This is a genomic window from Streptomyces venezuelae, from assembly GCF_008642355.1.
GTDB lineage: Bacteria > Actinomycetota > Actinomycetes > Streptomycetales > Streptomycetaceae > Streptomyces > Streptomyces venezuelae_B.
The window spans coordinates 1,783,560-1,797,511 of the sequence record NZ_CP029193.1 but is presented as its reverse complement, the minus strand read 5'-3'; the positions used below and the strand labels follow the sequence as shown (position 1 = coordinate 1,797,511).

The 13,952-nt window shown below is 71.4% G+C and carries 14 protein-coding genes; 6 read left to right on the top strand and 8 right to left on the bottom strand.

The window, feature by feature from the left end; all coding sequences use genetic code 11:
- Positions 1 to 32: 32 nt before the first annotated feature.
- From DEJ47_RS08340 to DEJ47_RS08310, 7 genes are all read right to left on the bottom strand, one after another.
- Positions 33 to 254 (bottom strand): hypothetical protein, encoded by a 222-nt coding sequence (locus tag DEJ47_RS08340; RefSeq protein ID WP_150166432.1) that lies wholly within the window; start codon positions 252 to 254, stop codon positions 33 to 35.
- A 57-nt stretch (positions 255 to 311) separates the two neighbouring features.
- Positions 312 to 1,301, bottom strand: a complete 990-nt coding sequence (locus tag DEJ47_RS08335) for a zinc-dependent alcohol dehydrogenase family protein (protein ID WP_150166430.1) — start codon at positions 1,299 to 1,301, stop codon at positions 312 to 314.
- Between the two features lie 16 nt (positions 1,302 to 1,317).
- Entirely contained in the window at positions 1,318 to 2,163 is an 846-nt protein-coding gene (locus DEJ47_RS08330; RefSeq protein WP_150166428.1) for a carbohydrate ABC transporter permease, read from the bottom strand.
- Positions 2,163 to 3,116 (bottom strand): carbohydrate ABC transporter permease, encoded by a 954-nt coding sequence (locus DEJ47_RS08325; protein ID WP_161237287.1) that lies wholly within the window; start codon positions 3,114 to 3,116, stop codon positions 2,163 to 2,165. Before DEJ47_RS08325 ends, DEJ47_RS08330 begins: the two co-directional genes overlap by 1 nt.
- On the bottom strand, positions 3,113 to 4,477 hold the full coding sequence (locus DEJ47_RS08320; protein ID WP_150166426.1) for an ABC transporter substrate-binding protein: 1,365 nt from the start codon (positions 4,475 to 4,477) through the stop codon (positions 3,113 to 3,115). Before DEJ47_RS08320 ends, DEJ47_RS08325 begins: the two co-directional genes overlap by 4 nt.
- A 101-nt stretch (positions 4,478 to 4,578) precedes the next feature.
- On the bottom strand, positions 4,579 to 5,349 hold the full coding sequence (locus DEJ47_RS08315) for a DeoR/GlpR family DNA-binding transcription regulator (protein WP_190415334.1): 771 nt from the start codon (positions 5,347 to 5,349) through the stop codon (positions 4,579 to 4,581).
- 235 nt (positions 5,350 to 5,584) lie between these two features.
- Positions 5,585 to 6,394 carry an NAD-dependent epimerase/dehydratase family protein gene (locus DEJ47_RS08310; RefSeq protein WP_150166422.1) on the bottom strand — a complete coding sequence of 270 codons (810 nt, stop codon included), beginning with the start codon at positions 6,392 to 6,394 and terminating at the stop codon, positions 5,585 to 5,587.
- A gap of 255 nt (positions 6,395 to 6,649) precedes the next feature.
- Between DEJ47_RS08310 and DEJ47_RS08305 the strand changes: the two genes are divergently transcribed.
- From DEJ47_RS08305 to DEJ47_RS08295, 3 genes are all read left to right on the top strand, one after another.
- Entirely contained in the window at positions 6,650 to 7,615 is a 966-nt protein-coding gene (locus DEJ47_RS08305; protein ID WP_150166420.1) for a 5-dehydro-4-deoxyglucarate dehydratase, read from the top strand.
- Entirely contained in the window at positions 7,612 to 8,796 is a 1,185-nt protein-coding gene (locus tag DEJ47_RS08300) for a hypothetical protein (protein ID WP_150166418.1), read from the top strand. Before DEJ47_RS08305 ends, DEJ47_RS08300 begins: the two co-directional genes overlap by 4 nt.
- A gap of 61 nt (positions 8,797 to 8,857) precedes the next feature.
- Positions 8,858 to 10,276 (top strand): S28 family serine protease, encoded by a 1,419-nt coding sequence (locus DEJ47_RS08295; RefSeq protein ID WP_150166416.1) that lies wholly within the window; start codon positions 8,858 to 8,860, stop codon positions 10,274 to 10,276.
- Here DEJ47_RS08295 and DEJ47_RS08290 read toward each other — a convergent pair.
- Positions 10,251 to 11,459, bottom strand: coding sequence for an MFS transporter (locus DEJ47_RS08290; protein ID WP_150166414.1), 1,209 nt, complete (start codon positions 11,457 to 11,459; stop codon positions 10,251 to 10,253). The two genes, DEJ47_RS08295 and DEJ47_RS08290, sit on opposite strands and share 26 nt — an antisense overlap.
- Before the next feature lie 134 nt (positions 11,460 to 11,593).
- Here DEJ47_RS08290 and DEJ47_RS08285 point away from each other — a divergent pair, with 134 nt between their 5' ends.
- The 3 genes from DEJ47_RS08285 to DEJ47_RS08275 all read left to right on the top strand — a co-directional run bounded on the left by DEJ47_RS08285 (position 11,594) and on the right by DEJ47_RS08275 (position 13,948).
- Positions 11,594 to 12,184: a TIGR03086 family metal-binding protein gene (locus DEJ47_RS08285; protein WP_190415332.1), complete on the top strand. Its 591-nt coding sequence runs from the start codon at positions 11,594 to 11,596 to the stop codon at positions 12,182 to 12,184.
- A 107-nt stretch (positions 12,185 to 12,291) separates the two neighbouring features.
- The gene (locus DEJ47_RS08280; protein ID WP_150166411.1) at positions 12,292 to 13,098 is read left to right on the top strand and encodes an HAD family acid phosphatase; all 807 of its coding nucleotides are present in this window, start codon (positions 12,292 to 12,294) and stop codon (positions 13,096 to 13,098) included.
- A 112-nt stretch (positions 13,099 to 13,210) separates the two neighbouring features.
- Positions 13,211 to 13,948 carry a CPBP family intramembrane glutamic endopeptidase gene (locus DEJ47_RS08275; protein WP_150166409.1) on the top strand — a complete coding sequence of 246 codons (738 nt, stop codon included), beginning with the start codon at positions 13,211 to 13,213 and terminating at the stop codon, positions 13,946 to 13,948.
- Positions 13,949 to 13,952 lie beyond the last annotated feature (4 nt).

The following is a 13,952-nucleotide window of genomic DNA, read 5'->3' as shown; positions in this document are numbered from 1 at the left end:
AGGTGTTTTCCGGCCGTGTGAGGCGTGGTTTCTCAGCCGCGGTTGCGCGGGTGGGCGCGGGCGGCACGTTCGTTGCCGCGCTTGTGGTTCCCGGTCCAGCGGGCCATCACCAGCTGCGGGTCGCCGCCCGTCACCTCGCCGAGGAACTGCTCGGCGCGGCCGCCGCGCAGCGTTCCCGCGGCACGCCCGCCGTGGGTGATCAGGACGGTCCCGTCGGCGCGCTCTTCGTACGTGAATCCGTGCGGTCTCGGCATGGCCGGGAGCGTACGTCCCGGCCCCGCCCTCGCGGTACCGAATTTGGGCACACCGGTCTACGGGACGACCACGATCTTCCGCCCCATCCCGGCGGCGAACCGGTCGAGCGCCTGCGGGTACTCCGCGAGCGGCAGCCGGTCGCTGATGAAGACGTCGGGGTCGAGGACGCCGGCCGCGAAGAGCTCCGCCGCCCGCTCGTAGCTGTGCAGGACCGCCATCGAACCGGTGATGGTGATCTCCTGGTTGTAGATGCGGTACGGGTCGATCTTCACGCGCGTGGCGTAGTCGGCGACGCCGAACTGCAGGAACGTGCCCGCCTTGGCGACGCGTTCGAGCCCGTCCTGGATCGCCGCCGCGTTGCCGGTCGCGTCGATGACGACGTCCCAGCCCTGGGGCCGGTCCAGCTCGTCCGCGCCGGCCGCCGACCCCGAGACGCCGAGGCGTCGCGCGGTCGCGAGCCGGTCCGCGTTCAGGTCCACGACGTCCACGCTCGCCGCGCCGGTGCGTTTGGCGAGTTCCAGCATCATCAGGCCCATCGTCCCGGAGCCGTAGATCAGGACGTGCGCGCCGAGCCGGGAGCGCAGCACGTCGTAGCCGCGCACCGCGCAGGACAGCGGCTCGATCAGGGCGGCGTCCTGGGTGCGGACGTGGTCGGGCAGGCGTACGCAGTTGGCGGCGGGTGCCACCGCGTACTGGGCGGCGCCGCCCGCGGTGGTCACGCCGATCGCGGCCCACCGCTCGCAGAGGTTGCCCCGGCCGTCCCGGCAGTAGCGGCACTCGTGGCAGTGCAGCGAGGGGTCGACGGCGACCCGGTCGCCGACGGCGAGCGTCCGGACGTCACTGCCGAGCGCGACGACCTCGCCGGCGAACTCGTGGCCCGGCACGACCGGCAGGGTCGGCGCGAACTCCCCCTGGAGGATGTGCAGATCGGTGCCGCACAGGCCGCACGCGGCGACCTCGACGACGACGTCACGGGGGCCGGGCGTCGGGTCGGGCACGTCCCCGACGACGGCCTTGCCGACGGACTCGATGATGGCGGCCTTCACTTGGCGGCTCCCTGGTTCATTTGACGGCTCCCAACGACAGGCCCTGGACCAGCTTGTCCTGGGCGGCGAACCCCGCGGCGAGCACCGGCAGGGAGATCACGAGCGACGCGGCGCACACCTTCGCCAGGAACAGGCCCTGGCTGGTGATGAAGCCGGTCAGGAAGACGGGCGCGGTCTGGGCGACGACGCCCGTGAGGACCCGCGCGAAGAGCAGCTCGTTCCAGCTGAAGATGAAGCAGATCAGGGAGGTCGCCGCGATCCCGGGCAGTGCGATGGGTGCCACCACGCGCGTGAGGATCGTCGGCAGCCGCGCCCCGTCGATCTGCGCGGCCTCGATGACGGGTTTGGGCACCTCGGCGAGGAACGACTGCATCATCCACACCGCGATCGGCAGGTTCATCGAGGTGTAGAGCAGGACGAGCAGCCAGATGTTGTCCAGCATGCCGGTGTTCTTGGCGAAGAGGTAGATCGGCAGGAGTCCGGCGACGACCGGCAGCATCTTCGTCGACAGGAAGAAGAAGAGCACGTCCGTCCACTTCTTCACGGGCCGCAGGGACAGGGCGTACGCGGCCGGCAGCGCGAGGACGAGGACCAGGAGGGTCGAGGCGAGCGACGCGACCGTCGAGTTGATCAGGGACGGCCAGGGGCTCGCGCCGCCGCCCGTCCCGAAGAAGTCCCGGTAGCCGTCGAGGGTGAGCGGGGCGGCCAGTGAGGGCGGGTTGGTCGCGGCGTCCTCCTCCGAGTGGAAGGAGGTCAGGACCATCCAGGCGATGGGCAGGAAGAACAGGATCCCGGCGAGCCAGGCGGCGAGGCCCAGGCCGATCCCCTTGCCGCGTGCTCCCTTGTCGCGTGCGTTCCTCATCAGCGGGACACCTCCTCACGGAACAGGGACGAGACGACCCGCAGGGCGAACGTCGCGATGATGATCGAGCCGATGACGACGAGCACGCCCGCCGCGGAGGCCAGACCGTTCTCGTGGGCCTGGTAGAAGCTCTGGTAGACGGTGTACGGCAGGTTCGCCGTGCCGAGGCCGCCCGAGGTGATGGTGAAGACGGCGTCGAAGTTCTGCACGATGTAGATCGAGCCGAGCAGCGCGCCCAGTTCGAGGTAGCGGCGCAGGTGCGGCAGCGTCAGATGGCGGAAGACCTGCCAGTTGCTCGCGCCGTCCATGCGGGCCGCCTCGACCAGCTCGGGGTCGCGGCTCTGCAGCCCCGCGAGCAGGATCAGCATCATGAAGGGCGTCCACTGCCACACGAGGGACGCCTCGATGGCGAGGAGCGGCGTGTTGGAGATCCAGTCGGGCTGCGCCGCCGAGTCCCCGCCGACCCAGTGCAGCAGCCCGTTGAAGAGCCCGTACTCGGGGTTGTAGAGCACGTGTTTCCACAGCAGCGCGGCGGCCACGGGGACCAGCAGGAACGGCGCGATGAGCAGCGTGCGGACCAGTCCGCGCCCCTTGAACCTCCGGTTCAGGAGCAGGGCGAGAGCGAGTCCGAGGACCAGGCTCGCGAGCACCACGGTGGCGGTCAGGAGGATCGTGGTGAGCACGGACTTGCGCAGGTCGGGGTCGGTGAGGACCTCGGAGTAGTTGCCGAGTCCGGTGAAGCTGCGGGCGTCGGGGTAGAGGGCGTTCCAGTCGAAGAAGGAGATCACCAGGGTCGCCACGAAGGGCAGCTGGGTCACGGCGACCATGAAGATGAGGGCGGGCAGCAGGGGCGCCCTGGTGGCCCAGGCGCGCAGTCGGTTCGAGGGTGGCGCGGTCTTGGGGGTGGGCACGCGCGTGTGCCGCACGGGGGTGGTGTTCGCGGTGGCGGTCATCGTCCCTCGTACTCCTCGGAGATCTTCTCGGCGAGGTCCTGTGACTTCTCCAGGGCCGACTCGACGGACTGGCGTCCGGCGATGGCCGCGCTGATCTCCTGGGAGACCTTGGTGCCGAGGTCGGTGAACTCGGGGATGCCCACGAACTGGATGCCGGGCGCCGGGCGGGGCTGCACGCCGGGGTCGCGGGGCCTGGCCCCTTCGATGGCGGCGCGGGTGACGTCCTGGAAGGCGGCGGCCTCCTCGCGGTACGCGGGGTTGGCGTAGGTCGACGCGCGCTTGCCCGCGGGGACGTTGGACCAGCCGATCTTCTCGCCGACGAGCTTCTCGTACTCCTTGCCGGACGCCCAGGAGATGAACTTCCACGCCTTGTCCGGGTTGCGCGAGGCTTTCTGCATGCCCCAGGCCCAGGTGTAGAGCCAGCCGGAGTTCTCGGTCTTCACCACGGGAGCGGGTACGTAGCCGATCTTGCCCTTCACGGGGGACTTGGCGGACTCCAGGGACCCGGCGGCGGCCGTGGCGTCGTACCACATGGCGGTCTTGCCCTGGGTGAGGTTGTTGAGGCACTCGGCATAGCCGGACTGCGCCGCCCCGGACTCGCCGTGCTCGCGGACGAGGTCCACGTAGAAGCGGGTTGCCTTTTCGAACTCGGGGGAGTCCAGGCGGGCCTTCCAGTCCTTGTCGAACCAGGTGCCCCCGAAGGTGTTGACGACGGTCGTGAGCGGTGCCATCACCTCGCCCCAGCCGGGCAGTCCGCGCAGACAGATGCCCTTCATCCCCGGCTCCTTGCCGTCCACGCGGGCGGCGAGGTCGGCGACCTGCTGCCAGGTGGGGTGCTTCGGCATGGTCAGGCCGTTCTTCTCGAAGACGTCCTTGCGGTACATCAGGAAGGACGACTCTCCGTAGAAGGGCTGTCCGTAGAGCTTGCCGTCGCTGCCGGTGAGCGACTCGCGCATGGGCGGCAGGATGTCCTTCTCGTCGTACGTCCTGTCCTCGCGGGCGTACGAACCGACCTCGTGCAGCCAGCCGTTCCTGGCGTAGATCGGTATCTCGTAGTTGCTGAGCGTCGCGACGTCGTACTGGCCCGCCTGGTTGGCGAAGTCCTGGCTGATCTTGTCGCGGACGTCGTTCTCGGGCAGGACGGTGAAGTTCACCTTGATGCCCGTCTCCTCGGTGAAGTGGGCGGCGGTGAGCTTGCGCAACTCCACCATCTGCGGGTTGTTCACCATGAGGACGTTGATGGAGTCGCCTGAACCTGCACCGCCGGCGCCGGCCCAGCAGCCGGCGAGCAACGGGGCGAGCAGCGCCCCTGCGGCGGCCGCGGCGAGCGTGCGCGGCCTCCGTCGGCTCGGGGTTCGCATGAAAGCTCCTGAGGGTGTTTCGGGGCGTGCGGGACCCCGGATCGGCGTACGGGGGGACGGGGGAGGGGAGGGGTGACGGCGGGAATGGAGGGGAGTGGGCGTCAGACGCGGAGGACCTGCGGGCCCAGGAGGGAGTAGCGGTGCGCCTCGGAGGCGGGCAGCCGACTGCTCGTGACGATCGTGTCGAGGTCGCCGATGCCCGCGAACCGGCAGAAGCTCGTCGCCCCGAACTTGGTGTGCACGCCCATGAACACGGTGCGCCGCGAAGCCCTGATGGCCTGCGCCTTCACCTCGCTGACGGCGGGATCGGGCGTCGTCAGGCCGTGTTCGCGGGAGATGCCGTTGGCGCCGATGTACGCGAGGTCGATGACGAACCCGGCGAGCATGCGGGTCGTCCAGTGGTCGACGGTGGCGAGCGTGCCGGGCCGTACCCGGCCGCCGAGCAGCAGCACGGTGATGTTCTCGGCCTCGGCGAGGGACCCGGCGGTGGCGAGCGAGGCGGTGACGACGGTGAGGGGGCGGCCCGCCGCGGCTCCGGGCAGCGCCTCGGCGATCAGCTGCGGGGTGAAGCCCTCGTCGACGAAGACGGTCTCGGCGTCGCCGAGGAGTTCGGCCGCGGCGGCGGCGATGCGCCGCTTCTCCGGGACGTGCATGGTCGTGCGGAAGGCGAGGGTGGTCTCGAACCCCGCGCTCTCCACGGGATAGGCGCCGCCGTGGGTGCGGCGGACCAGGCCGTGGTCCTCCAGGGCCCGCAGGTCGCGGCGGACGGTCTCCTTGGCGACGCCGAGCTCACCGGCGAGGGCCGTCACGTCGACGGAGCCGGCGTGCCGGGCCGCGTTGACGATCCGCCGCTGACGTTCCTCCGCGGTCATCGGCGCCACCTTCTTCCCCTGGGTCTGCGGGCCGCGGCCCGTGGTCCGCCGCGGTGCCCGTTCGGGCCTGTGGGGAAGTTCTACAGCGCGGACGAGGGGGGTTACCAGGCTCCGAGCGGGCACGATGATGCCCGTATCTGCCCGCTTGGCGGGGCGGGGGCCAGTGGCGCGGGGTGCGGGCGTGCCCGTTTAAGGGGCATGGGGTGCCCGTTCGGTGCCCGAATGGGCCGCTGTGTCAGTACGGCCAGACCGGCGGGTTCGTGCAGAAGTGGCCGCCCAGGTGTGCGTGGTCCGGGTTCGCGGGGTCCAGTTCGCCCTGCTCGGCGATCAGCTTCGGCGCGTACCGCTCGGAGTCGTCCCGCGGCTCGTAACCGAGCGCCCGTGCGGAGGCAAGGTCCCACCACAGGCGGGTGTTGGCCGACGAGCCGTACACCACGGTGTGCCGCACGTCCTCGGCGGTGAGGGCCGCGTGGAAGAGCCGGGCGCCGTCGTCGGGGCTCATCCAGACGGACAGCATCCGCACGCTCGTCGGCTCGGGGAAGCACGATCCGATGCGGACCGACACGGTCTCGATGCCGTGCTTGTCCCAGTAGAACTGGGCGAGGTCCTCGCCGAACGACTTCGAAAGGCCGTAGAAGGTGTCGGGGCGGCGCGGCGTGCCGACCGGGATCAGCGGGTCGTCGCCCCGGGGGCGCGGGGTGAAGCCCACGGCGTGGTTGGAGGAGGCGAAGACGATCCGCCGGACGCCTTCCTCGCGGGCCGCCTCGTACAGGTGGTACGTGCCCTCGATGTTGGCCTTCAGGATCTTGTCGAAGGTGGACTCCAGGGAGATGCCCGCGAGATGGAGGACCGCGTCGGTCCCGCGCACGGCCTCACGCAGGGCGTCCCGGTCGGCGAGGTCGGCGGTGAGGGCCCGGGGCTCGTCGTCGATGGGGCGGATGTCCAGCAGGCGCAGGTCGTATCCGTACGCGGGCAGGAGGCCGCGCATCAGGGTGCCGAGGCCGCCGGCTGCGCCGGTGAGCAGGACGGTGCGGGGAGCGGGCATGCGGGTCTCCTCGGGCAGCGTACTCATACGGTTACGCATGCGCGTACTCATGCACGCACAGAGTTCACATTCATGGACGAGTGGCAGGTTAGGGATCTCCGTTGAGTCGCGTCAAGAGGGCCTTGAGGTGGTGCATCCGCTTGACCGGCCCCGATGGGGCGTCCTAGCGTGGTGCCGTTCAGAAATATGGACGTGAATCAGAAACATGCACACCTGATGCTGCGCATCCGATCCATGCACGCCTAGGGAGAGTCCGTGACGTCAGCTTCCCTCGCTTCCCGACTCCGCGTCCCCAGCGGGCCGCTGTTCTTCCCGGTCACCGCGTACGCGCCCGACGGCTCTCTCGACCTGGAGACCTTCCGTACCCACGTGCGCGGCGGCGTCGAGGCGGGTGCGGCAGCCGTTTTCGCGTGCTGCGGCACGGGCGAGTTCCACGCGCTGACCCCCGAGGAGTTCCAGGAGTGCGTCGCCGCCGCGGTCGAGGAGTCGGCGGGCCGGGTGCCGGTGGTCGCGGGCGCCGGATACGGCACCGCACTCGCCGTGCGGTACGCGCGCCTCGCCGAGGAGGCGGGCGCCGACGGGCTGCTCGCCATGCCCCCCTACCTCGTCGTCGCCGGTCAGGAGGGGCTCGTCCGGCACTACACGGAACTGGCCGCGGCCACCTCCCTGGACGTCATCGTCTACCAGCGCGACAACGCCGTCCTCACCCCGGCGACCGTCGTCGAACTCGCCCGCGCGGACGGGATCATCGGCTTCAAGGACGGTCTCGGCGACATGGACCTGATGCAGCGCACGGTCAGTGCCGTGCGCGCCGAAGTGCCGGGCGACTTCCTGTACTTCAACGGCCTGCCGACCGCAGAGCTGACCGGCCTCGCCTACCGCGGCATCGGCGTGACCCTCTACTCCTCGGCGGTCTTCTGCTTCGCGCCGGACATCGCGCTCGCCTTCCACCGCGCGTTCAACGCCGGTACGCCGGAGGGGGACGCCCTGGTGAACCGCCTCGTCGACGGTTTCTACCGGCCCTTCGTGGAGCTGCGCGCCCTCGGCCGCGGGTACGCGGTCTCCCTCGTCAAGGCCGGTGTGCGGCTCGGCGGCCTGGACGTCGGCCCCGTACGGCCGCCGCTGCACGAGCCGGCCGGGGAGCACGTCAAGCGGCTCGCCGAACTCGTCGAACAGGGCCGCGAACTGCTCGCCACCACGCACCCGGGTGCGGGCGCGTGAAGGCCGCCGCGTTCCTCTACCCGTGGGACGTCGTCGGCGACCCCGACGCGCCCGCACGCCTCGCCGACCTCGGCATCCGCCAGGTCACCCTCGCCTCCGCCTACCACTCCACGCGCGCGCTGACCCCGCGCCACCCGCGCCACCGCATCGTCACGGCCGCGCACGCCGCCGTGCTCTACCCGCCGGGTGAGCGCTGGCGGGGCCGCGAGCCGCGGCCGTACGCGGCCGGGGACTGGGCGCCGGGCGACGCCTACGGAGAGGCGGCGCGGGCCCTGCGCGACGCCGGCCTGGACGTGCACAGCTGGGTGGTCCTCGCCCACAACTCCCGCATGGGCGCCGAGCATCCGGCGACGTCGGTGGTCAACGCCTACGGTGACCGCTATCCCTGGGCGCCCTGCATCGCACAGCCCGCCACGCGCGCGTACCTCACCGCTCTCGCGGCCGAGGCAGCCGTACGTCCCGGGGAGGAGACGCGCGGCACCGAACTGGAGTCCTGCGGCTGGTACGGACTGGCGCACCTGCACGCCCACGACAAGATCGCGGGCGTCGCCCTCGGCGAGGCCGGGCAGTACCTGATGTCGCTGTGCTTCTGCGGCTCCTGCCGTGCGGGGTACGCGGAACAGGGCCTCGACCCCGCTGAGCTGGCCGGCGCCGTGCGCCGCGCCCTGGAGCCGGTGTGGCGCGGCGGCCACGAGGGCGGAGGTTGGCCCGCCGTCGAGAAGCTCGTCGGCGCGGACCTGGCGGCCGCCACGCGCGCGTGGCGCGAGGAAACCGCCCGCACCCTCCAGGAGGCCGTCGTCGCAGCCGTCCGCGCCGCGGCCCCCACCGGATTCCAGGTACTGCTGCACGCCGACCCGGTGCCCTACCACTGCGGCGCCAACGCCGGCGTCGATCCCGGGCACATCCTCTCCGTCGCCGACGGCGTCGTCGTGCCCTGCACGGGCGGCGCGCACCTCCTTGAGCCGTTCGCCGCGCGAGCCGGGGACGGGACGGGCGACGGACCGGTCCTGGCGGCCAACCTCACCGTCGTGAGCGGCATGGGCGGCAGCCCCGCCACCCTCGCCGCCGACGCGGCACGCGCAGCCGAACTCGGCGCGACGGAACTGCGGCTCTACCACGCCGGATTGGCCTCGGACGCCGACCTCGCGCACGTCGCGAAGGCCCTGTCGCACGCGAAGTGATCACCGATACGATCCGCGCACCACAACCGTCACTCCCGCACCACGGGACAGAGGGGGAAGAGTGCGCAACAAGGGGATATCCGCGCTGGTCTGCGCCGGAGTGGTCGCGGGCGCCGCGGTGCTCGGCGCCACACCGTCCGCGGCCGCGCAGACGCCGACGGCGGCCCACGAGGCGGCCGCGGCACCCGGCAAGGAGACCGCGGCGACCGGCAAGGACAGCACGGCCGGAACCACTGCCTCCGACACCCGCGACCACATCCGCGAGCGCCTGGAGCGAATACCGGGCGTGACGGTCGTCTCCGTGGCGGACAAGGAGGGCCACCCCCTCTACACGCTCACGTACGAGCAGCCCGTCGACCACCGCAAACCCCACGGCGCCACCTTCACGCAGCGCGCCACGCTCTGGCACAAGGCCACGGACAAGCCGACCGTCCTGTACACCGGCGGCTACACCCTCCCCGGCGGCACCACCGCCCTCACCAAACTCATCGACGCCAACCAGGTCGGCGTCGAGCACCGCTACTTCGCCGAGTCGCGGCCCAAGGGCGCCGCGGGCGACGACTGGTCCAAGATGACCGTCGAGCAGGAGGCCGCCGACGAGCACCGCCTCACGCGCGCCCTGCGCACCATCGAAAAGGGCAAGTGGCTGGGCACGGGTGCCAGCAAGGGCGGCATGACGGCGACGTACCACGAGCGTTTCTACCCCGGGGACCTCGACGCGGTGGTCGCGTTCGTCGCGCCCGACGACGCGAACAACCGCGACGACTCCGGCTACGAACGCTTCTTCAGGACCGTCGGCACCAAGGAGTGCAGGAACGCGCTGAACGCCGTGCAGCGCGAGATGCTCGTACGCCGTGACGCGCTGCTGCCCAAGTTCGAGGCGGACGCCGAGGCCGCGGGCCACACCTTCGACGAGACCCTCGGCACGACCGACCGTGCCTACGAGTTCGCGGTCCTCGACCAGGTGTGGAACTTCTGGCAGTCCGGCACCGCCGCCGACTGCCCGACCGTGCCCGACGCGAAGCGCGCCACCGACGACGAGCTCTACTCCTGGTCGAAGGGGCACGGCCTCAGCGTCTACCACGACCAGGAACTCGGCACCAACGGCACAGGCCCCTACTACCGCCAGGCGGCCACCCAGCTCGGCTGGGCCGGCCTCAAGTTCTCCCACCTCAAGGACGTCCGCCACCACCCGGACATCTACCAGCCCAACTCGGTGCTGCCCGCCGCCATGCGCGGCACGTACGACAACAGGACCATCGCGGACGTCGACCGCTGGGTGAAGAAGCGCGGCCAGCGCATGATGTTCATCTACGGCGAGAACGACCCGTGGAGCGCCGAGAAGTTCACCCCGAGCCGCCACGACTCGTACCGCTACGTGGTTCCCGGCGCCAACCACGGCGCCTCGATCGCGAAGCTCCCCGCAGCGGAGCAGACGGAGGCCGTCGCAACGATCAAGCGCTGGGCGAACGTGCAGTAACCCGGGCCCGGGAGGGCCGCAGCAGGGGCGCGGCGATCAGCAGTCGTGCCCCTGCGAGCGCCGGGAGCAGTACCGCGAGGTCGACGGTCTCCACCAGGGCCGCGCCCGCCGCGATGCCGACGGCGGTCGGGGCGAACATCAGCGTGCCGGCCGTGGCCGCCACCCGGCCAAGGAGGGCGTCCGGTGTCTCGCGCTGCACCGCCGTCAGGCCCGCGATCAGGACGCACGGCAGTCCGGCGCCGTTCGTGAAGCTGCCGATGAGGGCCGCGGCGTCGTTCGGGACCGCCGGGAGTGCCGCCGCCACAGCGGTCAGGGCGATGCCGGCGCCGCCGAATCGGCGCGCCCCGAACCGGCGGAGCAGTGCCCCCGACGCCACGCCCACCGCGACCGAACCGACGCCCTGCGCGACGTACAGCACGCCCGTGTACGAGGGGGAGCGGCCGAGGTTGTCGACGATGGCGTAGACCGTCGCGCCGCTGATGCCCGAGGTCAGCATCGTCAGGCCGCCCGCCACGACCAGGGGGCGCAGCCGCGGGTGTCCCCACAGGTACCGGGCTCCCTCGGCCGTCCTCGCGCGCAAGGGCGTGCGGTCGGGCGTCGGAGCGGTCTCCCTGACCCGCAGCAGTGCGAACATGCCCGCCGCCAGTACGAACGTCACCGCGTCCAGGAGGGCCACGCGGGCGCCCCCGTACGCGGCGAACAGGCCCGCTCCGGCGAGCGGTGCCACCAGCTTCATGCCCTCGTTCGCGGACATCCGCAGGCCGTTGAAGTCGCCGAGGAGGTCTTTGTCGAGTGCCGTCGCGGCCAGGGCCGCCTCCGCCGCGTCGGTGACGACGCCGCACGCCCCGTACACCACGAGGACCGCGAAGAGGATCCACAGGCGGGCCGGTGTGTCCACGGTGAAGAGGGCGAGGAGCAGGGCGGCCAGGGTCAGGTTCGTCGTCACCAGCAGCGGTCTGCGGCGCGTGCGGTCCGCGAGGGTGCCGAGGAGCGGGCCGGTGAGGGTGGGCGCCCACAGGGCGAGCTGGCAGAGGGCGGCCAGTCCGTCCGAGCCCGTCAGCTCCTTCACCCAGATCCCGGAGGCCAGCCACAGCGCGGACGTCCCGAAGCCGGAGACCAGCACGGCGCCCAGGTACAGGCCCGCGTCGCGGTCCCGCAGGACGCGCCCGATCGAAGATGTCATGTGAGGTGATGCTGGCTTCTAAGGCCCCCTGCCGGGTATCGGGCGACTGCCCTGCGCGGTGGCGATGAGTTCGGGGGGCGGGGACGGTCTGCAAGGGGAGACGTCCCGTATTCGCCTCCTCAGAAGGACATCCCATGGCCGACATGTTCGACTTCGGGCCGCAGGCCCGCCTCGTGGCGCGGATCGCCGAACGCGTCACCGACGAGCAGCTCGCGGCGCCCACCCCCTGCCCCGAGTACGCGGTGCGCAACCTCCTGGGCCATGTGCTCGGCCTCTCCCACGCCTTCGACCGGGCCGCGCACAAGGACTTCGTGCCCGAGCTCGACCGCGCCCCGGACAGCACGCTTCCGGACATCGGTCCCGGCTGGCGCGGCGACCTGCCGAAGGCCCTCGCCGCCCTCGCCGACGCCTGGCGCGACCCGGCGGCCTGGGAGGGCATGACCCGCGCGGGCGGCATCGACCTGCCCGGCGAGGTCGCCGGACTCGTCGCCCTCGACGAACTCGTCGTGCACGGCTGGGACCTTGCGCGCGCAACCGGCCAGGACTACGCCCCCGACGAGGCGAGCCTGCGGGCCGCCGAGGCGCTCCTCACGCCCGTCGAGGGCGGGGACGGGGACGACAGCGGGTTCTTCGGGACGCCCGTTCCCGTCGCCGACGACGCGCCACTCCTCGACCGGGTGATCGGGCTGAGCGGGCGCGACCCGCGGTGGGGAGCGCACTCCTGACCCAGGTATGGATCAGGTAAAGGGTCGGGCCATGGTCTCCCCAGGGGCGGGTTGATGCGCGTAGACAGTCCTTGACCTGCCCGAACCCTGATGCGGAGACGCAACACATGCGCAAGTCCCTACGTGTGGCCGGCCTGGCCGCTGCCTGCACCGTCGCCGGCGCCGCCCTCTACGCCACCGGCGCCACCGGCGCCGCCAGTGCCGACCAGGCCCGGCCACGGCCCACCGAGGAGCCCCACAACATAGGCCTGCTCGTCGGCGAGATCGACGAGTACTACGGCGCGGCCAAGGGTGCGGACGGCGTCTGGAAGTCCTCGCCCGACAGCCCGTACGCCAAGGATCTGGCCCGCATCCAGGCCAAGGCGAAGAAGGACATCAGGAAGGCGGCGCGGCATCCGCACGGCGGGCACGGCAAGAAGCCCGCCATCGTCCTCGACGTCGACGACACCGCCCTGCTCAGCTTCGACTACGAGAAGTCCACCAACTTCACGTACAACAACGACAGTTGGGACGCGTACGTCAAGGCGGCCAAGCGCCCCGCCGTGTTCGGCATGCCCGAGCTCGTGGCGTACGCGAAGCGTCACGGCGTCGAGGTCTTCTTCCTCACCGGCCTCGCCGAGTCGCAGCGCGAGGGCGCCGTCACCAACCTCGCCAAGGCGGGATACAAGACGCAGCTCGACCGTACGCACGTGTTCACCAAGAACAAGCCGAACCCGCCGGCCTACCTGAGCCACTGCGCCACGCCCGACGCCTGGAAGTGCGACACCGTCCAGTTCAAGGAAGGCACACGCAAACACATCGAGTCCACCGGCTACGACATCATCGGCAGCTTCGGCGACCAGGTCTCCGACCTCGCCGGCGGTTACGCGGACCGGACGTACAAGCTCCCGAACCCGACGTACTTCGTGGGCTAGTCGCCGCGTCGGCCGAGGGGCGGCCGAGGGCCGCGGCGCGAGATAGGTTGCAATCCTGACTAGGTCGGCATACGGTCTAGGTAGCTCAGTCGCTCAGGGTAGGGGGAACCCCATGACCATCTCGCCGGACTTCTCGGCCGCCTCGACGGCCGTCACCGCCGTACTCGCCGCATACCTGCTCCTCGGTGAGCCGTGGGCGGGACGGCGCATGTACGAGTCGCTGGCCCGCCGCAGGGACATCGAACCGCGCGCCCTGGTCCGCTACTTCGGCCTCGTCCTCACCCTGTGGTGGGCCTTCGCCGCTCTCGCCGTCGCCGCCCTGCTGCTCTCGCCCGGCACGGACGCAGCCGACTTCGGCCTGGCGATGCCGGACCGGCCCGTGTACGCAGTCGTCGCCGTCCTCCTCGCGGGCGCGATCGCCGTCGGCTCCGGGCGGAACTTCCGCGACCTCGCCCGGCAGGGCAAGAACGTGCCGGGACTCGCCTCCATCGAGGCGATGCTGCCGCGCACGGCCGAGGAGCGCAGGCTCGCGATCGCCGTCGCCGTGACCGACGGCATCGGTGCCGAGCTCGTCTACCGCGGACTCCTCATCGCCTTCGGCGTCGGAGTGCTCGGCCTCGACCTCTACGCGGCGGCGGCCCTCTCGGTCCTCGTCTACGCGGTCGCCGGGTTCTACCAGGGCTACCGGGGCGTCCTCGCCTTCGCGCTCCTCGGTACGGTGTTCACCGGCCTCTACCTCGCCACGGGCAGCCTCCTGCTCCCCGTCGCCGTGCACGTCTTCCTCTCCGTACGCGATCTGACGCTGCCCGCGCCGGAGAAGCCGCGCGCCGCGCACGAAGCCGCCGTCTGAAGGA